The organism is Amycolatopsis sp. NPDC051045 (assembly GCF_040682955.1).
Classification (GTDB): domain Bacteria; phylum Actinomycetota; class Actinomycetes; order Mycobacteriales; family Pseudonocardiaceae; genus Amycolatopsis.
In genome coordinates this window covers 162,817-182,412 of record NZ_JBFBCC010000005.1, presented here as the reverse complement: position 1 = coordinate 182,412, position 19,596 = coordinate 162,817, and the positions used below count along the sequence as shown (strand labels likewise).

Annotated in this window: 15 protein-coding genes; 3 read left to right on the top strand and 12 right to left on the bottom strand. The window is 71.9% G+C overall.

The window, feature by feature from the left end; genetic code table 11:
* Positions 1-18: 18 nt before the first annotated feature.
* Both AB0M80_RS14585 and AB0M80_RS14580 read right to left on the bottom strand, forming a co-directional pair.
* A complete protein-coding gene (locus AB0M80_RS14585) occupies positions 19-2,370 on the bottom strand; it encodes a GH92 family glycosyl hydrolase (protein ID WP_364563908.1) in 2,352 nt (783 codons plus the stop codon).
* A 91-nt stretch (positions 2,371-2,461) separates the two neighbouring features.
* A complete protein-coding gene (locus AB0M80_RS14580) occupies positions 2,462-3,910 on the bottom strand; it encodes an amidohydrolase family protein (RefSeq protein ID WP_364563905.1) in 1,449 nt (482 codons plus the stop codon).
* Between the two features lie 646 nt (positions 3,911-4,556).
* Between AB0M80_RS14580 and AB0M80_RS14575 the strand changes: the two genes are divergently transcribed.
* Positions 4,557-7,790, top strand: a complete 3,234-nt coding sequence (locus tag AB0M80_RS14575) for a S8 family serine peptidase (RefSeq protein WP_364563903.1) — start codon at positions 4,557-4,559, stop codon at positions 7,788-7,790.
* Between the two features lie 46 nt (positions 7,791-7,836).
* Here AB0M80_RS14575 and AB0M80_RS14570 read toward each other — a convergent pair whose 3' ends face one another.
* Positions 7,837-9,000, bottom strand: coding sequence for an ROK family transcriptional regulator (locus AB0M80_RS14570; protein ID WP_364563900.1), 1,164 nt, complete (start codon positions 8,998-9,000; stop codon positions 7,837-7,839).
* 98 nt (positions 9,001-9,098) lie between these two features.
* On the opposite strand from AB0M80_RS14570, the gene xylA reads away from it, so the two are divergent.
* Positions 9,099-10,247, top strand: coding sequence for a xylose isomerase (gene xylA / locus AB0M80_RS14565; RefSeq protein WP_364563898.1), 1,149 nt, complete (start codon positions 9,099-9,101; stop codon positions 10,245-10,247).
* 14 nt (positions 10,248-10,261) lie between these two features.
* Here the strand turns inward: xylA and AB0M80_RS14560 are convergent, their stop codons facing one another.
* The 9 genes from AB0M80_RS14560 to AB0M80_RS14520 all read right to left on the bottom strand — a co-directional run bounded on the left by AB0M80_RS14560 (position 10,262) and on the right by AB0M80_RS14520 (position 18,271).
* Complete coding sequence (locus AB0M80_RS14560; protein WP_364563896.1) at positions 10,262-10,912, bottom strand: ThuA domain-containing protein; 651 nt, start codon at positions 10,910-10,912, stop codon at positions 10,262-10,264.
* Between the two features lie 11 nt (positions 10,913-10,923).
* The gene (locus tag AB0M80_RS14555) at positions 10,924-12,294 is read right to left on the bottom strand and encodes a nucleotide pyrophosphatase/phosphodiesterase family protein (protein ID WP_364563893.1); all 1,371 of its coding nucleotides are present in this window, start codon (positions 12,292-12,294) and stop codon (positions 10,924-10,926) included.
* A complete protein-coding gene (eboE, locus tag AB0M80_RS14550) occupies positions 12,291-13,418 on the bottom strand; it encodes a metabolite traffic protein EboE (protein ID WP_364563891.1) in 1,128 nt (375 codons plus the stop codon). Before eboE ends, AB0M80_RS14555 begins: the two co-directional genes overlap by 4 nt.
* Positions 13,415-14,266 (bottom strand): TatD family hydrolase, encoded by an 852-nt coding sequence (locus tag AB0M80_RS14545; RefSeq protein ID WP_364563888.1) that lies wholly within the window; start codon positions 14,264-14,266, stop codon positions 13,415-13,417. The genes eboE and AB0M80_RS14545 overlap by 4 nt, the downstream gene beginning before the upstream one ends.
* Complete coding sequence (locus AB0M80_RS14540; RefSeq protein ID WP_364563885.1) at positions 14,266-14,811, bottom strand: EboA domain-containing protein; 546 nt, start codon at positions 14,809-14,811, stop codon at positions 14,266-14,268. Before AB0M80_RS14540 ends, AB0M80_RS14545 begins: the two co-directional genes overlap by 1 nt.
* Positions 14,808-15,629 (bottom strand): sugar phosphate isomerase/epimerase family protein, encoded by an 822-nt coding sequence (locus AB0M80_RS14535; protein ID WP_364563882.1) that lies wholly within the window; start codon positions 15,627-15,629, stop codon positions 14,808-14,810. Before AB0M80_RS14535 ends, AB0M80_RS14540 begins: the two co-directional genes overlap by 4 nt.
* A complete protein-coding gene (locus tag AB0M80_RS14530) occupies positions 15,626-16,453 on the bottom strand; it encodes an SCO3242 family prenyltransferase (RefSeq protein WP_364564769.1) in 828 nt (275 codons plus the stop codon). Before AB0M80_RS14530 ends, AB0M80_RS14535 begins: the two co-directional genes overlap by 4 nt.
* Positions 16,450-17,571, bottom strand: coding sequence for an inositol-3-phosphate synthase (locus AB0M80_RS14525; protein ID WP_364563879.1), 1,122 nt, complete (start codon positions 17,569-17,571; stop codon positions 16,450-16,452). Before AB0M80_RS14525 ends, AB0M80_RS14530 begins: the two co-directional genes overlap by 4 nt.
* A gap of 238 nt (positions 17,572-17,809) precedes the next feature.
* Complete coding sequence (locus AB0M80_RS14520; RefSeq protein ID WP_364563876.1) at positions 17,810-18,271, bottom strand: MarR family transcriptional regulator; 462 nt, start codon at positions 18,269-18,271, stop codon at positions 17,810-17,812.
* Between the two features lie 140 nt (positions 18,272-18,411).
* On the opposite strand from AB0M80_RS14520, the gene AB0M80_RS14515 reads away from it, so the two are divergent.
* On the top strand, positions 18,412-19,593 hold the full coding sequence (locus tag AB0M80_RS14515; protein WP_364563873.1) for an MFS transporter: 1,182 nt from the start codon (positions 18,412-18,414) through the stop codon (positions 19,591-19,593).
* The last annotated feature ends 3 nt before the right edge of the window (positions 19,594-19,596 follow it).

The following is a 19,596-nucleotide window of genomic DNA, read 5'->3' as shown; positions in this document are numbered from 1 at the left end:
GGCATTCACGGACCTTCGCTAGAGCGCGGGCGGCGCCGAGCTGGTGCCCCAGGTCGTGGGGGTATCGGCGAGGGTGAAGCGGATCTTGCCCGCGCGGAGCAGGTCCGCGTGGGAGATCCAGCTGCGGTCGTAGCCGCGGTGTCCGATGCGGACGTCCGCTGTGTACTGCAGCTTCGACGCGCTCGCGCCCGGCGCCTCGATCTCGATCTTGCGGCCGCCGGCCGGGCGGATCTCGACCTTTTCGAACATCGGCGTGCTGAGCAGGTACGTCCCGGAGCCCGGCTGGGCTTCGAAGACGCCGGTCATGCCGAAGACGAGCCACGACGAGATGGTGCCGAGGTCGTCGTTGCCGGGCATGCCGTACGGCGTGTCGGTGAACAACGTCCGCGCTGCGCGCAGCACGGCCGAGGTCTTCCACGGCGCGCCCGTCCAGCTGTACATCCAGGGCGCGTGCAGATCGGGCTCGTTGTTCGGGTTGAAGGCGAAGTTGTTGTGGTAGTCGTACGCGCCGTGGACCCAGGAGTCCTTGGCGGCCTTCGCCGGGTCGGTGAGCAGCAGCGGCAGGTCGAAGAAGGTGTCGAGCCGCCGCTCCGCCTGCGCCGGGCCGCCCATCAGGCCGAACAGCTTCGCGGTGTCCTGCTGGGCGAGCCATTGGTACTGCCATGGCGTGCCCTCGTGGAAGCCGGTGGACTTCGCGGGGTCGGGATCGCCGACGCCGGTGCCGTCCGCGGCTTTGGTGCGCGGGAACCCGGTGAAGCCGTGCGACTCGACGCTGGTGTCCCACAGCTTGGCGAAGTTGCCGCAGCGGTCCTTGAGCGTCTTCGCCTCGTCACCGTAGCCCAGCCCTTGCGCCATTGTGGACAGTGCGCAGTCGGCGAGGGCGTACTCGAGGGTCGCCGAACCGGCCTGGCGGGTGTCGCCGTAGGTGTAGCCCGGCAGGTCCTGGTAACCGATCCAGCCGTTCTGCACGTAGGTCGGGTTGCCGTCGCGGCCGCGGAAGATCGACTGGTCCTTCGGCACTTCGTTGGCGTTGCGCCACAACGCGTCGAACAGCTGCCGCGCGGTCCGGTCGTCGAGCAGGCCGCGGCGGTAGTTGTCGACCACCCACGGCGTCACGGGGTCGCCGCTCATCACGTTCGTCTCGCCGCCGGCGAGCGCCCAGCGCGGGACCCAGCCGCCGTCCTGGTAGATCTTGAGGACGGACTTGGTCATGTCCGCGGCTTTGTCCGGGTGCAGCAGCGCGACCAGCTGGTTCTGCGAGCGGTAGGTGTCCCACAGGGAGAACATCTGGTAGTAGGTGTCACGGCTGCGGTGCACCCGGTCGTCGAAGCCGCGGTACGAACCGTCCACATCGGACCCGGCGGACGGGTGCAGCAGCGACCGGTACAACGCGCTGTAGTAGGTGCGCTGGTCGGCGGTCGTCCCGCCGGCGACGCGCAGGCGGTTCAGCTCGTCGAGCCAGGTGTCGTGGGCCTGTTTCTTCGCCCGGTCGAACGACTTCGGCTGCTCGGCCGCGCGGTTCAGGCGGGCGCCGTCGACGGAGGTGTAGGAGAGCCCGACCGAGGCGCCGACCTGGTTCTTCGCGGTGTCGAAGGTGAGCCAGGCACCGGTGCGCTGGGTACCGAGCCGGGCGTCGCGCTGGTTCGGCGTCAGCTTGCCGTCGGTCCAGGTGCCGAAGCCGGTGAACTTGCGGTCGAACTTGGCGCTGAAGAAGACCTTGTAGCGCTCCTTCTGCGTCTCCCAGCAGAAGTTGCCGCCCTGCAGCCACCCTTCGACGGTGTCGTCGCCGACGACGTGGACGTCCCCGGCGTAGGTGTAGCCGTTGCTCTCGCCGACCTCGATGAGGACGTTTTCGCTGGTGGCGTTGGCCGGGAAAGTGTAGCGGTGCTGGCCGGTGCGCTGGGTCGCGGTGAGTTCGGCGTCGATGCCGTTGTCGAGCTTGACCCCGTAGTACCCGGGTTGACGGGTCTCGTTGGCGTGGCTGAACTTGGCGCCGTACTGCGCGGGGTCACTGCTGGTGACCGCGCCGGCGGTGGGCATGAACCGCACGTTCCCCATGGTCTGGCAGCCGACGCCCGAGAGGTGGGTGTGGCTGAAGCCGAGGGTGGTGTCCTGCGCGTAGTCGTAGGACGCGTACTTCTTGAGCTGGGTGTCCGGGCTGAGCTGGACCATCCCGAAGGGCGTGGTGGCACCGGGGAAGGTGGTGCCGTCGCCGTTGTTGCCGATCGAGGTGTCGACGAGCGTGGTGGGATCGTCGGCGAACCTCGGGTCGTCGTGGGCTTCGGCCGGGGTGGCCAGGGCCATCGTCGTGGCTCCGGCGAGCAGGGCGGCCAGGACGCGCGTCCCCCCTGTCGAGGTGAACCGTCTCATCCGTGTCCTCCTGACAACGTTGTCACATGCACGGTGGGATCTTTTCCGTTGTCCGGTGGACAAATCAAGTCCCCACGGTCGCGCCCCGCAGTCAGACGAAGTGCGTGACGTGGCCACCGAGGATCGTGGCCGTCACCGGGAGGTTCCGGAGATCCGACGGCGAGAGCGTCGACGGGTCCGCCGCTGTCACCATCAGGTCCGCGATGTCTCCCACCGCGACTCCCCGGCGTCCTCCCGAAGACGCGGCCAGCGCGTCGGGCAGGGTGATCGACTGCTCCGGGTGCCAAGGCGGGCGGTCGTCGTCCGTGCGGGAGATCGCCGAGGCGATCCCGTCCCACGGGTCCAGCGGGGCCACCGGGGCGTCCGAGCCGAACTCCAGGCGGGCCCCCGACTCCAGCAGAGAGCGGTAGGGGAAAGCCCGTGAAGTACGCCCGTGCCAGTGGCGGTCCGCGACATCGCGGTCGTCCGGCTGGTGCGACGGCTGCACGGCCGCGATCACGCCCAGGGAAGCGAACCGCGGGACGTCGGACGGGGAAAGCAGCTGGGCGTGCTCGATCCGCCCGGGGCAGCCGACCTCCTCGAACGCGTCCAGCGCGATCGTGTTCGCCCGGTCGCCGATCGCGTGGACCGCCGGGATCAGCCCGTGGTCGAACGCCCGGCGCATCAAGGGGACCAGGGAAGACGGCGGAAGTTCCAGCTGCCCGGACGAGTCGCTGCCGGGGTAGGGGTCGTGGCAGTAGGCGGTGCGGGTGTTGAGGGACCCGTCCACGAAGAGCTTGAACGGCCCGACCGTCAGGAGCCCGCCGGAGTCCGGCAGGACGTCGCCCGTGCGGTGGCCGCGCTCGATGGTCTGGTCCAGGAGGTGCTTCGCGATCACGCAGGAGATGCGGGCGGCCGGGGCGGCCCGGCGCGTCCAGTCCGCCACCGTGTCCGCGTACTCGTAGTCGACGATCTGCGTCACGCCGCGCGCGGCCGCCGCGGAAACCGCTTCCGCCACCCACTGGTCCTGGACGTCGATCGCCGCCGTGGGGAGCTGGGCCGTCGCGGTCATGCAGTCGCTCTCCAGCAGCACGCCCGTCGGGTGGTCGCGACCGATCAGCTTCAGCGCAGCCGGGCTGAGCCACAACGTGTGCAGGTCCGCGCTGAACAACGCGACCGCGCGCCCGGGCAGCGCCCGCTGCAGCAGATCCTTGTGCGGCTTGTCCGGCCACAGCCCGTCGCGGAACCCCGCGCCCACGACGAGTTCCGTCTGCGGCGCCGGTGTCGCCAGCAGGTGCGCGAGCAGCAGCTCGATCGCCTCCCCCGCCGAGCGCGCCGCGTCCAGGGGGATGCGCCGCCGGAAGGTCGCCCACTGCAGGACGTGGACGTGCGCGTCGACCAGCCCCGGCAGCAGCGTCCCGCCGTGACCGTCGACCACCCGCGCCGCGAACCCGCCGGACCCCGGTTCGGCGATCGACGTGACCCGGCCGTCGTTGACCCGGACGTCGGCGAGGTCGCCACCGAGACCCGGCCGGACGCGGCGCAGCAGGAGATCATCCATGCGGACCACCTTGCCAGCCGGACCCGTCCGGGTGAAGCACGGCTTGAGATGGGAAATATCCGGGTACCAGATACCGTTGGCATCACTGGCAGCCGTCGCCCGCCGAAGGGTCAGGGCCGGTCCATGGGCGCCGCCTTCACAAGCCGCGCAGGGTTCGACTCCCTCGGTTGCCGCTCGAATCCGTGAATGCCACCTTGAGGGACGCTCAGTCCGTCAGGGTGGCGTTCACGGATCTTCAGCCGACCGAGGAACGCCTGGGTGAGGCCGTCGGCGGTGATCGCTCCGGCCGACGTCGCCCCTGGAGTTCACTGTCCATTTCGGACAAAGCCGCGCGCGCCTTTTGGAGGAGCTCGGGCGCGGCGGGCGGGTGGGTCAGCACGTGGCCCGCCGCGCGGAAGCAGGCCTCGAAGCCGTCGATCATGGCCCGGCCGAGGTAGCGCCACAGCAGCAGCCGGCGCGTTCGGTGAAGAGCCGGATGGCGGCGCTTTCACACGAAGACGCCGCTTCCGGTGACCGCTCAACCGCCGAGCCGATTAGGCCATTTGGCTCGCAACCAATTGCGGTCTATGGGCTAACTGTCTGATTGCTGCCGCAGATTCCACCCTGTGTACTGCTCGGACGCACATCTTCACGAAGGGTCGTTTCAGTGGAACAGCACAGATCGCGCTGGAGACGGCGGGCCGGGATCACCATCCTCGCCACCGCGCTCGGCGCCTCCGTCCTCGGCGTGGCCGTCCCGGTGGCCTCCGCCCAGCAAGCCCCGCCGACCAACGGCGCGGCCGACGGCAAGACCCTCGACGAGCACGACCGCGCGCTCGTCGCCGAAGCCGAGAAGGCCGGGAAGCCGGACGTCACGCTGCTGATCGCCGCGGAAAAGGGGCAGACCGGCACCGCCGTGACCGAGCTCAAGGCCCTCGGCGGGGTCGTCCAGTCCACCGACACCAAGCTCGACTACGTCAAGGTCAGCATCCCGACCGGCAAGGCCGAGAAGGCGGCGAAGCTCAAGTCGGTGAACGCCGTCGACGTCGACGGGCTCATCGTGCGCGACGACCCGAAGCCCGACGGCGCGCAGGCCCCGGCGCCGCAGCCCGCCCCGGGCAAGGACACCCCGCGCGTCAACCCGTACCTGCCGACCGGGGACACCTACGCCGCGCAGTTCGGCCAGGTCCTGCCCAACTGGGACGGCAAGGACACCACGGTCGCGGTGCTCGACTCCGGCGTCGACCTCGACTCCCCCGCGCTGGCCACCACCAGCCACGGCGAACGCAAGATCGTCGACTGGTACAACGCCAACGCCACCAACTCCGGCGACGGCACCTGGGTCAAGCAGTCCACCCAGACCTACACCGGCACGTTCACGGCGAACGGCAAGACCTGGACGGCCCCGGCGACCGGCGGCCCGTTCACGTTCGGCGTGTTCGGCGAAACCGCGGGCGACCTGGGCGCCGCCGACAGCGAGACCGGCGGTGACATCAACCGCGACGGCGACCGCGCCGACTCCTGGGGCGTGCTGCTGAACCCCGCCACCAAGGAGGTCCGGGTCGACCTCAACGGCAACGGCGACTTCGCCGACGAAAAGCCGATGACCGACTACAACAAGAAGTACGACGTCGGCTTCTTCGGCACCGACAACCCGGCGACCGACATCGCCGAGCGGATGGCCTTCGTGGTCCAGACCGACAAGGCGGGTTACGTCGGCATCGGCATCGCCGGTGCGGAGCACGGTTCGCACGTCGCCGGCATCGCCGCCGGCAACGACCTGTTCGGCGGCAAGATGGACGGCGCGGCCCCGGGCGCGAAGGTCCTGGCCGTCAAGGTCTGCCTGACCAGTGCCGGCTGCACCTCGTCCGGCCTGGTCGACGGTGTCGTTTACGCCGCCAGCCACGGCGCCGACGTCATCAACATCTCGATCGGCGGCCTGCCGGCCCTCAACGACGGCAACAACGCCCGCGCGGAGCTCTACAACCGCACGATCGCCGAGTACAACGTCCAGATCTTCATCTCGGCGGGCAACAGCGGCGCCGGGGCGAACACCGTCGGCGACCCGTCGGTGGCCACGGACGCGATCTCGGTCGGCTCGTACATCACCAAGGAGACCTGGCTGTCGAACTACGGCTCGGTCACCAAGAACCCCGAGTCGATGCACCCGTTCTCCTCGCGCGGCCCGCGGGAAGACGGCGGCTTCAAGCCGGACATCATCGCGCCCGGCGCGGCGATCGCCACCGTCCCGCGGTGGGAGGCACCGAGCCCGGTGGCCGGCACGTACCCCCTGCCGGCCGGCTACGCGATGCTGCAGGGCACGTCGATGGCGGCGCCGCAGGCGACCGGCGCGGCGGCGCTGCTGGTGAGCGCGTACAAGGCCACGCACAAGGGCCAGCGGCCGCCGGTCGCGCAGCTGCGTGCGGCCATCAAGTCGACCGCGCGGTTCGTGCCGGGCATCGGCGCGTACGCCCAGGGCGCGGGCCTGTTCAACGTCCCCGCCGCGTTCGTCGCGCTTTCGCTGAACCCGAAGCCGGACGCCGTCTCGACGTCGGTCGAGGTGCACACCGTCCAGTCCGGGCTGCTGGCCACGCCGAACACGGGCGTGGGCATCCACGACCGCGAGGGCGTGACCACGGGCAAGGCGTACACCCGGACCTACACGATCACCCGCACCACGGGTTCGGCGCACCCGGTGCCGTACTTCGTGCGGTGGGTCGGCAACGACGGCACGTTCTCCTCGGGCGCCACGGTGGCGCTGCCGCTGAACACCCCGGTGAAGTTCGACGTCCAGGTGAACCCGAAGAGCACCGGGGTCCACTCGGCCCTGCTCTACCTGGACAACCCGCTGACCATCGGCATCGACGTGCAGACCCTCAACACGGTCTTCGCGCCGCAGGAGTTCGTCGCGGGCAAGGGCTTCCAGGTCGACGTCGCGGGCAAGGCCGCCCGCAACCAGGCGACCAGCTACTTCGTGCGGGTGCCGCAGGGCGCCAGCGCGCTGAAGGTGGACCTGGACGCCGGCGGCGGCGCCCCGGGCAAGGGCCAGGTGCGGTTCCTGCGGTACGACCCGACCGGTGTCCCGGCCGAGGCCAGCACCGCGACGACCGCCTGCTACCTGCCCGACGCGGGTGCGGGCTGCGCCGGCGGCACGCCGACCAGCCGGACCATCGCCAACCCGCTGCCGGGCGTGTGGGAGATCGTCGTCGAAGCGCGCCGGACGTCCGATGTGGCCGAAGCGCCGTACAAGCTGTCGGCCGCGGTGCTGGGCACGGCGATCTCGCCGAACCCGGACACCATCGCCTCGGCCACGCTGAACACGCCGATCTCGCGGTCCTACACCGTGCAGAACACGCTCGGCGCGTTCACCGGCAAGCTCACCGGGGCCACGCTGGGCAGCGCGAAGACGCAGCGGCCGTCCATCGCCGAGGGCACGCAGCAGCAGTACCAGATCCCGGTGACGGCGGGCTCGACGGCGCTGACGGTCACCATCGGCAAGACGTCCGACGTGGGCGCCGACCTCGACCTGGTGCTGTACAACTGCACCTCCGGGTCCTGCGTGCAGGCGGCGGTCAGCGCGGACGGTGACTCCGAGGAGTCGGTGACCGTGGCCAACCCGGCCGCGGGCACGTGGGTCGCGCTGGTCGACGGCTACGCGGTGCCGGGCGGCACCACGGAGTACGACTACCTCGACGTGTTCACCAACCCGGCGTTCGGTTCGGTCGCGGTGACCGACGCGAACGCGCTGCGGGCGTCGGGCAGCTCGTGGACGGTGCCGGCGACGGTCACGGCCACCGCCGTCCCGGGCGCGGGCCGGACCCTGCGCGGTCAGCTGACCGTGCAGACCGACGCCGGTGTCACGGTCGGCTCCTCGCTGGTGCTGATCAACGCGGTGAGCTAGTTCGCAAGTCCGTGAAGGCCGCCTCGAGGATTCCCCGGGGCGGCCTTCACGCTTCCTGAGCCCGGGTGAGGAACGGTGCCGGGTCGGCCAGGACGCGGTGGATGACCCGGCCGGCCGCGCCGAGGGTCGCCGCGTCGCCGCCGAGGCGGGAGGCGCTCAGGACCGGGGGCGTGCCGCGCAGGCCGCCGAGACGGGTGGCCAGCACCTCCGACACCGGCCCGGACAACCACGGGTACAGCTGCGTGAAGACCCCGCCCAGCACGATGCGGTCGAGGTCCAGGAGGTTCACCGCCGACGTCAGGGCGATGCCGAGGGCGCGCCCGGCCGCCGCGCACGCCGCCAGCGCCGTCTCGTCACCGCGCTCGAGGGCGCTCAGCAAGGCCGGCACCGAAGCCGCGTTCCCGGCCGTCAGCAGTGCTTCCTGCCCGGCGTAGGTTTCCAGGCAGCCGCTGCCGCCGCAGCGGCACGGCGCCCCCTCCGGGGCCACGACCACGTGCCCCAGCTCGCCGGCCAGGCCGGTCGCGCCGGAGTACAGCACGCCGTTCACGACCAGGCCGGCGCCGATGCCGATTTCGCCGGACACGTAGAGGAAGTCGCGCTCGCCGTCGCCGTACCAGAGCTCGCCAAGGGCGGCGAGGTTCGCTTCGTTGTCGAGCTCGACCGGGACCGGCAGCCGCAGCAGCTCGGCCGCGCGGACGTCCTGCCAGCCGAGGTGGGGGGCGCTGAACAGCACGCCGTCGCCGACCGGGCCGGACACCGCCAGCACCGCGCCCGCCGCCTCCAGCCCCAGCCGGTGGGCCTCGGTGAGCGCGTCGGTGGCCAGGTCCTGCAGCTCGCCCAGCACCTTCTTCGGCCGCGAGCCACGGTTGTCGCGTTCGCGGCGGGCGGCGAACCGGACCTCGCCGGTGAGGTCGAGCACGCGCACCGCGAGGTAGTCGACGTTGATTTCCAGCCCCAGCGACGCCACGCGCGCCCCGCTGAGCACGACGTCCACCCCCGGCCGGCCGCGTTCGCCCGCCCGCGCGGGGCCGGTCTCGGCGAGCAGGCCCGCGTCCACCAGGTCGCCGACGAGCTTGCTCACGGTCGACTTGGTCAGGCCGGTGACCTCGGCGAGCGCGGCCCGGGTGAGCGGACCGCCGCGGCTGACGGCGCCCAGTACGACCTCGAGGTTGCGGGCGCGCATCTCCTCGTGCCGCACGGCCTGCGTCATCGTGTCCTCCCGCGAAGCACTGTAACCCGGCCCCTTGACGCCGGGGACCCCCGCGGCGCATATTTAGTCTACAACGTGAACTAAATGAAGGGACAGTCATGAGCGACTACGCTCCCCAGCCGGCCGACAAGTTCACCTTCGGCCTCTGGACCGTGGGCTGGCCGGCGAACGACCCGTTCGGGGTCGCGACGCGGGCGCCGCTCGACCCGGTCGAGAGCGTGCACCGGCTCGCGGAGCTGGGCGCCTACGGCGTGACCTTCCACGACGACGACCTGCTGGCCACCGAGCCGGACCGCGACAAGGCGATCGAGCGGTTCCGCAAGGCGCTGGCCGAGACCGGCCTGAAGGTGCCGATGGCGACGACGAACCTGTTCACCCACCCGGTGTTCAAGGACGGCGGCCTGACCAGCAACGACCGCGACGTCCGGCGGTACGCGCTGCGGAAGGTGCGCCGGAACATCGACCTCGCGGCCGAACTCGGCGCCGAGACCTACGTCGTGTGGGGCGGCCGCGAAGGCGCGGAATCGGACGCCGCGAAGGACGTCCGGGCGGCCTTGGCCCGCTACAAGGAGGGCTTGGACCTGCTCGCCGACTACGTCGTCGAGAAGGGCTACTCGCTGCGGTTCGCGCTGGAGCCGAAGCCGAACGAGCCGCGCGGCGACATCCTGCTGCCGACGATCGGGCACGCGCTGGGCTTCATCTCGCAGCTCGCGCGGCCGGAGATGTTCGGGCTCAACCCGGAGGTCGGGCACGAGCAGATGGCCGGGCTCAACTTCGTGCACGGCATCTCCCAGGCGCTGTGGCAGGGCAAGCTGTTCCACATCGACCTCAACGGCCAGCACGGCCCGAAGTACGACCAGGACCTGATCTTCGGCCACGGCGACCTGAAGAGCGCGTTCTTCCTGGTCGACCTGCTGGAGAACGGCGGCTACGAGGGGCCGCGGCACTTCGACTACAAGCCGCTGCGCACCGAGGACCCGTCGGACGTGTGGGTGTCGGCGGCAGCGAACATGCGGACGTACCTGATCCTCAAGGAGAAGGCGCGGAAGTTCCGCGAGGACCCCGAGGTCACCGAGGCCCTGGCGGCGTCGCGGGTGCCGGACCTCTCGACGCCGACGCTGGCCCCGGGCGAGACGTTCGACGACGTCCTGAAGGACGACTTCGACCTCGACGCGGCGGCCGCGCGCGGCTACCACTTCACGCGGCTCAACCAGCTGGCCCTGGAGCACCTCCTCGGCGTCCGCTGACCGGCGGTCAACCGCTACGCCGCGGGCAGCAGCCCCGCGGCGTAGCGGATCGCGCCCAGGAGGAGCGCACGGAAAGCCGGGTCGGCGTATGACTCGGTCGTGTGGCCGAGTCCGGTGTAGAACGCCCGGCCGCGGCCCTGCGGGTGACACCACGTGATGGGGTGGTCCGCCCCCATCCCGCCACCGGCGTAACTGGACTCGTCCAGCGTCTGCAGCACGCGCACGCGGCCCCGCGGGTTGGCGCGGAAGTCGTACAGCTCGTCGGTCCGGGTCCACACCGGCGGCAGATGGGCCGTCGCCGGGTGCGTGCTGTCCTCGGTCACGAAACGAGCCTGCTGGATCGCCGGGTGGGTCTTGAACCAGGCTCCCACCAGCTGTCCGTACCACGGCCACTCGTACCCCGTGTCGGCGGCCGCGTGGATGCCGACGTAACCGCCACCGCCCTCTACATAGGACTCGAACGTCGCCTGCTGCGCCGCGTCCAGGACTTCACCGCTGGTCGACAGGAACACCACCGCGTCAGAGGAGGCCGTGACCGCCGACGCGTCCTCGGTGGCCGTGACGTCGAAACCGTGCACCGCGCCCAGGTCCCGGATCGCCCGGATTCCCGCCGGAATCGAGTCGTGCCGGTACCCGGCCGTCTTGGAAAACACCAGCACCCGCACCGGTGACCTCCTCACTCGACGGGAATGGCGGCCGCCAGCAGCAGGTCCTTGACTTCGGTGGCGTGGACCTTCTCGCGCGCGAACGCCGGGTCCGAGCACAGGAACACCGGCCCGTCCTCGGCCGAATCGGGCAGCCGGCCGTGGCTGCCGCGCACCGGCGCGGGATCGAGCGGGACGACCTGCATCGAATACCGGAGGCCGAGCTTCTTGCGGGCCAGCGCGGCCGCCGCCTTCAGCTTCACCATCGGATCGTTCGGGTCGAAGAACAGCTCGGCCGGGTCGTAGCCGGGCTTGCGGTGGATCTCGACGGTCTTCGCGAAGTCCGGCGCGCGGTCGTCGCTCAGCCAGTAGTAGTAGGTGAACCAGGCGTCCGGCTCGGCGACGGCGACCAGCTCGCCGGCCCGCTCGTGGTCGATCCCCCACCCGGCCTGCCCCGCCCGGTCCAGCACGACGTCCACACCGGACAGTCCCGCCACGATGTCCCGCACCCGCGGGAGGTCGGCCGGGTCGGCGACGTAGACGTGCGCGACCTGGTGGTCGGCCACCGCGAACGCCCGGGACGTCCACGGGTCCAGGTACTCCATGCCCGCCTGGACGTACACGTTCAGCAGGCCTTCGCGACGCAGGGCCCGGTTGATGCCGACCGGCCGGTTCGCGTTCGTGATGCCGTACTCCGACAGCGCGACGACGGTGTGCCCGCCCGCGGCCGCGAAGTCCAGCAACGGCTTCAGCGCGGTGTCGACCTCGCGCGCGGCGGCCGCGGCCTGGGGCGCGTCGGGGCCGAAGCGCTGCAGGTCGTAGTCCAGGTGGGGAAGGTAGACGAGCGTGGTGTCCGGCCGGTCCTGGGTCATGACCTGCTGCGCCGCGGCGATGATCCACTTCGACGAGGCGATCGACGCCGTCGGGCCCCAGTAGGTGAACAGCGGGAATTCGCCGAGGTTCCCCACCAGCCGGTCGTGCAGCTGCGGCGGGTAGGTGTAGGCGTCCGGGGACTTCTTGCCGTCGGCGTGGTAGATCGGCCGCGGGGTCACCGTGAGGTCGGTGTCCGCGCCCATCGCGTACCACCAGCAGACGTTCGCGACCCGGTGGCCGGGCTGCGCGCGGCGGGCGGCGTCCCAGAACTTGTCCCCCAGCACCAGCTTGTTGTGCTGGCGCCAGAGGAACACCTCGCCGAGCTCGCGGAAGTACCAGCCGTTGCCGACGATGCCGTGCCCGGCCGGGGTGAGCCCGGTCAGGAACGTCGACTGCACCGAACACGTCACCGCCGGGAACACGGTGTCCAGCTGCGCGGTGAAGCCGGGTTCGGCCATCTTGCGCAGGTTCGGCATGTGCGGGAGCAGCCGCGGGGTCAGCCCGACGACGTCGAGTACCAGCAAGCTCATGCGGAGACCTCTTCCAAGCCCAGGGTGATCAGTTCTCGCCGGGTCCAGTCCAGCTCGGCCGCGATGCCCGCGACCAGCCCGGCGTCGTCGGCGGGTGCGTCCGGGAGCACCTGCCAGGTGTAGGTCTCGACCTCGACGTGGTCGGTGCGCGCGGTGCCGCCGCCGAACAGCTCGGCGAGGGTCCCGGCCAGCACCGGCCGGGTCGACCTCAGCGGCGGCGCCGGGTCGGCGTGCAGCGGCACGTGGAAGTGCACCCGCCACGGCCCTTCGCCCGGGAGGCCACCGTCAAGCGCGAGGTCGAGGTCGTCGGCGCCCGGCGGAGCACCTTCGTTGCTCTGATGCAGGAACCGGGGTTCCACAAAGGACTCCAGGGCTCGCCGCGTCGCCGGGTCGGCCGGGTTCGCCGCCTCCAGTGCCGCCGACGCCTGGAGCTTGACCACGTCGAGCCCGGCGGCTTCGAGGCGGCCCAGCGCCGCCGCCGGGTCTTCGAACCCGACCGCGAGGTGACAGGTGTCCAGGCAGACACCCAGCCAGTCCTTGTCCACTTCGGACAACAGGGCCGCGGCCTGCTCGGTGGTCTCGATGACGCAACCGGGTTCGGGCTCGAACGCCACGCGCACCGGACGGTCCTGCTTCGCCAGCCCCTCCGCGAGCACTTCGAGCTGCCCGCGGTCGTCCCGCCATTCGGTGCGCCAGCCGAGCGGCAGGGTCGACACGCTGCCGCGCACGGCGTCGTCCGGCAGCAGCTCGCCCAGCAGCCGGGCCAGGTCCAGCGTGTAGGCGGTCCGCTCGGGAGTGGACCAGTCCGGCCGGTACACCTTGTGCTTGACGACGGGATCGTGGAACCCCTGGTAGGGGAACCCGTTGAGCGTCACGACCTCGAGGCCACGGGCGGTCAGTTCGGTGCGCAGCCGGGCCACCGCGCCCGGGTCGGCGACCAGTTCGGAAGCCACCGGCCGGGCCAGCCACAGGCCGAGCCCGAGCCGGTCGACGCCCAAGCGCTCCCGCACCGGCTCGCCGAAGCGGGCCAGCTGGGTGAGCACGCCGTCGAGGTCCTCGGCTTGGTGCACGTTCGTGCAGTAGGCGAGGTGGACGAGCGTGCCGTCACGGTGCCGGAACCTCACTTGCGCGGCCCTCGCAGGATCGAGTTGCCCGCGAACTCGGCGGCCGCGGTGCCCGATTCGAGGTCCAGCCGTCCGCTCTGGCCGTAGAACGCCACGGGGTTGCGCCACAGCACCAGGTCCACGTCGTCCTCGGTGAAGCCGGCGGCCAGCATCGCGTCGCCGGTCTTGCGCGTCTTGAGCGGGTCGCTCTTGCCCCAGTCGGCCGCCGAGTTCACCAGGACACGCTCGGTGCCGTACTCCCGCAGGATCGCGACCATCCGGTCCTCGTCCATCTTCGTGTCCGGGTAGATGGAGAACCCGAGCCAGCAGCCGGACTCCTTGACCATCCGCACGGTCAGCTCGTTGAGGTGGTCGAGCACCACGCGTTCCGGCGCGATCCCCGACTCGCGGACGACGGCGATGCTCCGCTCGGTCCCGGCCGCCTTGTCGCGGTGCGGGGTGTGCACGAGCGCGGGCAGGTCGTGGTCGATCGCCAGGGCCAGCTGCGCGGCGAACGCCGTGTCCTCTTCGGCGGTCATCGAGTCGTAGCCGATCTCGCCGACCGCGACCACGCCGTCCTTCTCCAGGTACCGCGGCAGCAGGTCGAGGACCGGCGTGCAGCGCGGGTCGTTGGCCTCCTTGGGGTTGAGCGCGATCGTGCAGTGGTGGGCGATGCCGAACTGGCTCGCGCGGAACGGCTCCCAGCCGACGAGCGCGTCGAAGTAGTCGGTGAAGCTGCCGACGCCGGTGCGCGGCTGGCCCAGCCAGAACGCCGGTTCGACGAGCGCCCGGACCCCGGCGGCGTGCATGGCCGCGTAGTCGTCGGTGGTCCGGGAGCTCATGTGGATGTGGGGATCGAAGATGCGCATCAGCCGTCCTGTTCGTTCAGCAGCTTGACGAGATCGGCGGGGACTTCGCGGCCGGCCGCGGTGCGCTCGGCGGCGAACGACCGCAGCATGCGCAACAGCTCCTCGTCGGTCCGGCGGTCCAGGCCGGCCACGTCGGCCAGCGGGATCCCCATGAAGACGCACTTCAGGACGCCGTGGCGGTACGCGGCGTCGTCGAGGTGCGTCGCGGCGTACTCACCCATCGCCGCGGCGACGAGCCGGGTGTCGTTGGTGCGCAAGGCGTCCGCGACCAGCTCCCGCCCGGCATCCCCCGTGTCCACGAAGGACAGTCCACGGAGGACGGCCCGCTTCTCCGCCGCGTCGCCGTAGCGGTAGAGATCGGGCATCTCCGCCGCGGCACCGGTGGCCGCTTCCAGGAGCCGGACGCGGGCCACGTCGTCGACCGTCCAGCCCGGCACGGCCGACGGCCCCCGGCCGCAGCGGCGGCCGACGGCGGGGAACACCGCGCGCAACGCCGCCGCGTCGGCGGCCACCTTGGCCAGCGCTTCTTCGAGCCAGGCGGTCACGCGACCACCGCCGCGCGCAGGAACTCCAGCGATTCACGGGCGATCCGCGGGGCCGCGTGGCTGTCCCGCGGCAGCTCGACGGCGACGAGCCCGGTGTACGGCGCGAGCGCGGCCAGCACCGGCGGGAAGTCGATCTCGCCCCGGCCGAACTCGAGGTGTTCGTGCGTGCCGCGGCGCATGTCGTCGATCTGGACGTTGACCAGCCGCGGCAGGGCGCGGCGGACGCAGTCCGGCACGGACGCGGACTCGTTGCACCGGCAGTGCCCGATGTCCAGCGTCAGCCCGAACCGCTCCGGGTCGCCGAGCCGCCGCGCCAGCTCGAAGTAGCCGTCGAGGTCCTCGACGAGCATCCCGGGCTCGGGTTCGAACCCGAGGTCGACGTCGTGCTCGTCGGCGGCCTTGAGCACCTCCGCGCAGCCGTCGACCAGGTACGCCCAGGCGTCCTCGGCCGGGAGGTCCGCGGGTTTGTTGCCGCTCCAGAAGGACACGGCCTCCGCCCCGAGGTCGGCGGCGATCTCGACGGCCCGGGTCAGGAACTCGACGCGGCGGGCGCGATCGGCGTCGAGGAACGTCGGCGAGTGCTTGCGCCACGGGTCGAGCAGGAACCGCGCGCCCGTCTCGACCACCACGCCGAGGCCGAGCCGGTCCAGGTCGGCGGCGACTTCGGCGACGCGGCGGGCGAGGTCCGGCCCGAAGGGGTCGAGGTGCTGGTGGTCGAGGGTGAGCGCGACGCCGTCGTACCCGAGGTCGGCCAGCACGCGCAGCGCGTCCCCGAGCCGGTGGTTGGCGAAGCCGTTGGTGCCGTACCCGAACCTCATGTCGGCGACACCTTCCGGCTCAGCGCCCGCGCGAGCGGGAACGCGGCGGCCACGGCCAGCGCCGAGCGCCACGCGCCGGTCCGGGCGATCAGCCCGGCCTGCAGCGGGATCATGCCGTGGATCCCGGCGCCGACCGCACGCCGGATGTTCGGTGCGGCGGGGTCTCGGACGGCGTCGTACTGCGCCCGCCCGGTCGTCAGCGCGTACGCGCCCAGCAACCCCGAAGCCAGCGGGCCACCGCGGCCGCCGGCCACGCGGACGGCGACCGTCGCGGCCAGGGTGGCCGCGGGCAACGCGGGCTTCGCACCGCTCACTTCGGACCGCGACAGCGTTGTCACCGCGTAGGTGTGCGCCCCGACCGTCAGCGCCGCCGGCAGCGCGGGCTTCGCCCCGCCCGCCCCGAGCAGGACGTCGAGGGTCCGGGCCGCGGCCATCGCGGCCGGGCCGAGCACGGTGTTCTTGAGCACGAAGTCGTACGCCCAGACGGTCGCGGCCAGCGGCAGCGCGACGCGCAGCGCCCGCTGGCCCCCGGCGGCCGCGGCGATGCCCAGCCCGCCGACGGTCAGCCCGGTGGCGATGCCGAGCGCGGTGCCCGGCTTGACGCGGCCCGACGGGATCGGCCGCTCCGGTCGTTCGACCGCGTCGAGGTCACGGTCGGCGTAGTCGTTGAGCGCCATGCCCGCCCAGTAGATGCAGACGGAAGCGCCGGTCAGGGCGAGCGTGCGGCGGCCGAACGGCCAGCCCGACGCCGCGGCCCCGGCGACGGCGTCGCCGGGCACGGTCAGCGCGGCGGGCGCGCGGACGAGTTCGACGAGCGCCTTCACCGGTGCGCCCACTCGCGCAGGGCCGCGTACTGCGACGCCAGGTCGTGCGGTCCGCCGCCGGCGGGATCCTTGAAGAAGAACCCGAACTCGGCCACCGGGCCGGCCACGCCGTCGCGGCACGCCTTGCCGGTCAGCCGGGCGAGGTCGAGCACCAGCGGCGCGGCGAGCGCCGAGTCGCAGCCCTGCCAGGTGAGCTGGAGCGTCATGCGCGCGCCGAGGAACCCTTCGAACAGCACGTGGTCCCAGGCGGTCTTCCAGTCGCCGAGCGCCGGCACGTAGTCGATGTGCACCTCGCCGTCGACGTCACGGCCGAGGTTCCGCGACAGCACCTGCTGCTTGGACGCGTTCTTGCTCGACGCGGCGCCGGGGTCGGCGAGCGTCGCGCCGTCGCCGCCGCCGAGCAGGTTCGTGCCCGACCAGGACAGGACGTTCAGCCCGCGCTGGGCGAACATCGGCGCGAGCACCGACCGCAGCAGCGTCTCGCCGGTCTTGCCGTCGCGGCCCGCGTACGGCAGTCCCGTGGTGCGGGCCAGCTCGTCGAGCGCGGGCAGGCGCGCCCCGGTGGACGGGGTGAAGTCGACAAAGCCACAACCGGCGCGGAAGGCGGCGTAGGCGTACAGCGCGCTCGCGGGCAGTACGTCCTCACCCGCGTCCAGCGCGGCGTCGAGGGCGGCCAGGGAAGCGTGCGCCGGGTGCGGGGCGCACGGCGGTTCGGTGGAGGCGACGTTGAGGACGACGACGTGGTCCAGACCCTCCCGGAACTCGGTCAGGTCCGCGACGATCCGGTCGATCGCCGCGCGGCCGCTGCCGGACGGCGCCGGGCGCAGCCGGGCCTCCGCCGCGTTCAGCTCGGCCACCACGGCGCCGGGCAGCGCCGGCGGCAGCACGCCGGCCGCCGCAAGGTGCTCGGCCCGCTTGACCAGCGGCGTGTCGACCACGTCGTGGCCTCCGAAGACCAGATCCCCCAAGCCGGGCAGCTCGGCCCCGGCGAAGTCCGGCAGTTCGGTCACGCAGCCCGTGCGCGCGGCCAGTCCCGCCCGCATGGCGGCGGCCCCGGCGAGGGCCGTGGTGGCCACCGATCCTCGGGCACCGATCAGCCAGACACCGATCTTCCCCATGATTCCTCCCAGTTCAGGTCACTGCACCGCGCACGCCGCCCCCGGCCACCCGCGGTCCGGACCTCGCTCGCCGCGGGCGTTCGCCGGGCGCGCAGATGTCCACATGATCTACATCGCTGTACCCGATCGAGTGTTTCCGTTCACTCTTCAGTGCACATCATCCGTCGAACCTGAGCCAGGCCGGCCGACGCAGCGTGCGCCAGGGATCACCGCGCCCAGGCCTTGGCGCAGGTCCGGCTCAGGCCGAGGCGATCCCGGGGAAGCTCAGTGTGCCGAGAGCCGCGACGAGCGGGGCCAGCTCCGGCAGGGTCCCCGCCTCGCCCAATGCCTCCGCCAGCGCCGTGTCGTGCGTGGGCCGCGCCGCCGTCAGCAGCGCCTGGCCCGCCGGCGTCACCTCCGTGTAGATGCCGCGGCGGTCGTCCGCGCAGAGGTAGCGGGCCAGCAGCCCGCGGCCCTCCAGCCGCGTGACCAGCCGCGTCGTCGCCGACTGGCTGAGCACCACGGCGTTCGCGAGCTGGTTCATCCGCAGGTGGAAGCCGTCCTGGCGGGCCAGCACGTCCAGCACCGTGTACTCGCTCACCGACAGCTGGTGGTCGCGCTCGAGCGCGCGCTGCAGCCCGTCCTCGATCCGCGCGTGGAGCGCGGCCAGCGTCCGCCAGCCCTGCGCACGGGCTTCGACGGCGTCGTCGTCCAGTGACACGGTTCACCTCTCCCCGGCTTGCGCGCGCAGCTCGGGACGCTGCACTGTGTGCAAGGCGCAATAAACGGCGTCTGCAACTATTTCGGACGCTCGTAGTTGCCAACGCCAGTAACCAGTCTACCCGTGGAAGAAGGAAGTCCATGCCCGCCGCTCTGCTCGCACTGGCGATCAGCGCTTTCGGGATCGGCACCACCGAATTCGTGATCATGGGCCTGCTGCCCGAGGTCGCGGCCGACTTCGGCGTCTCGATCCCGTCCGCAGGCCTGCTCATCTCGGGCTACGCGCTCGGCGTCGTCGTCGGCGCTCCCCTGCTCACCGCACTCGCCTCCCGGGTGCCGCGCAAGACCGTGCTGGTCGCCCTGATGGGCCTGTTCATCGCGGGCAACGTGCTCTCGGCGCTGGCCCCCAGCTACAGCCTGCTGATGACCGGGCGGGTGGTCGCCGCTCTCTCGCACGGCGCGTTCTTCGGCGTCGGCTCGGTCGTCGCCGCCTCGCTCGTCGCCCCGGCCAAACGGGCCGGCGCCATCGCGCTGATGTTCACCGGGCTGACCGTGGCCAACGTGCTCGGCGTGCCCGCCGGCACCGCACTCGGCCAGGCCTTCGGCTGGCGCTCGACGTTCTGGGTGGTCAGTGCCCTCGGCGTCGTCGGCGCCTTCGGCATCCTCGCGCTCCTGCCCCACCAGGAACCCGGCCCGGACGGCGGCCTGCGCGGCGAACTCGCCGTGTTCCGCCGCCCGCAGGTGTGGCTCGCCCTGGTCATGACCGCGCTCGGTTTCGCCGGGGTGTTCGCGTCCTTCACCTACATCGCCCCGATGATGACGCAGGTCGCGGGCTTCTCCGGCGGCGCCGTCACCTGGCTGCTGGTGCTCTTCGGCGCCGGCCTGTTCGCCGGCAACCTGCTCGGCGGCAAGGCCGCGGACCGCAGGCTGATGCCCAGCCTGTACGTCATCCTCGCCGCGTTGGCGCTCGTGCTGGTGGCGTTCGTGTTCACCGCGCACGCGAAGGTGCCGGCGGCGATCACGATCGCCCTGTTCGGCGCGGCGGGTTTCGCCACCGTGCCGCCGCTGCAGGCCCGGGTGCTGGCCAAGGCCGAAGGCGCCCCCGCGCTGGCGTCGGCGGCGAACATCGCCGCGTTCAACCTCGGCAACGCCGGCGGCGCGTGGCTCGGCGGCCAGGCCATCGACGCCGGCCTCGGCTACACCGCGCCCAACTGGATCGGCGCCGCGCTCGCCGCGGCGGGCCTCGCCGTGGCGCTCGTCTCCGGCCTGCTGGACCGCAGGACGCCGGCTAGTTTCGTGGCCGGGGAACGGGTACCCGCCTGATGA

Coding starts and splice junctions, on each gene's coding strand:
- AB0M80_RS14585 (WP_364563908.1), bottom strand. CDS start 2,370: ATGAGACGGTTCACCTCGACAGGGGGGACGCGCGTCCTGGCCGCCCTG.
- AB0M80_RS14580 (WP_364563905.1), bottom strand. CDS start 3,910: ATGGATGATCTCCTGCTGCGCCGCGTCCGGCCGGGTCTCGGTGGCGAC.
- AB0M80_RS14570 (WP_364563900.1), bottom strand. CDS start 9,000: ATGACGCAGGCCGTGCGGCACGAGGAGATGCGCGCCCGCAACCTCGAG.
- xylA (WP_364563898.1), top strand. CDS start 9,099: ATGAGCGACTACGCTCCCCAGCCGGCCGACAAGTTCACCTTCGGCCTC.
- AB0M80_RS14555 (WP_364563893.1), bottom strand. CDS start 12,294: ATGAGCTTGCTGGTACTCGACGTCGTCGGGCTGACCCCGCGGCTGCTC.
- AB0M80_RS14545 (WP_364563888.1), bottom strand. CDS start 14,266: ATGCGCATCTTCGATCCCCACATCCACATGAGCTCCCGGACCACCGAC.
- AB0M80_RS14535 (WP_364563882.1), bottom strand. CDS start 15,629: ATGAGGTTCGGGTACGGCACCAACGGCTTCGCCAACCACCGGCTCGGG.
- AB0M80_RS14525 (WP_364563879.1), bottom strand. CDS start 17,571: ATGGGGAAGATCGGTGTCTGGCTGATCGGTGCCCGAGGATCGGTGGCC.
- AB0M80_RS14515 (WP_364563873.1), top strand. CDS start 18,412: ATGCCCGCCGCTCTGCTCGCACTGGCGATCAGCGCTTTCGGGATCGGC.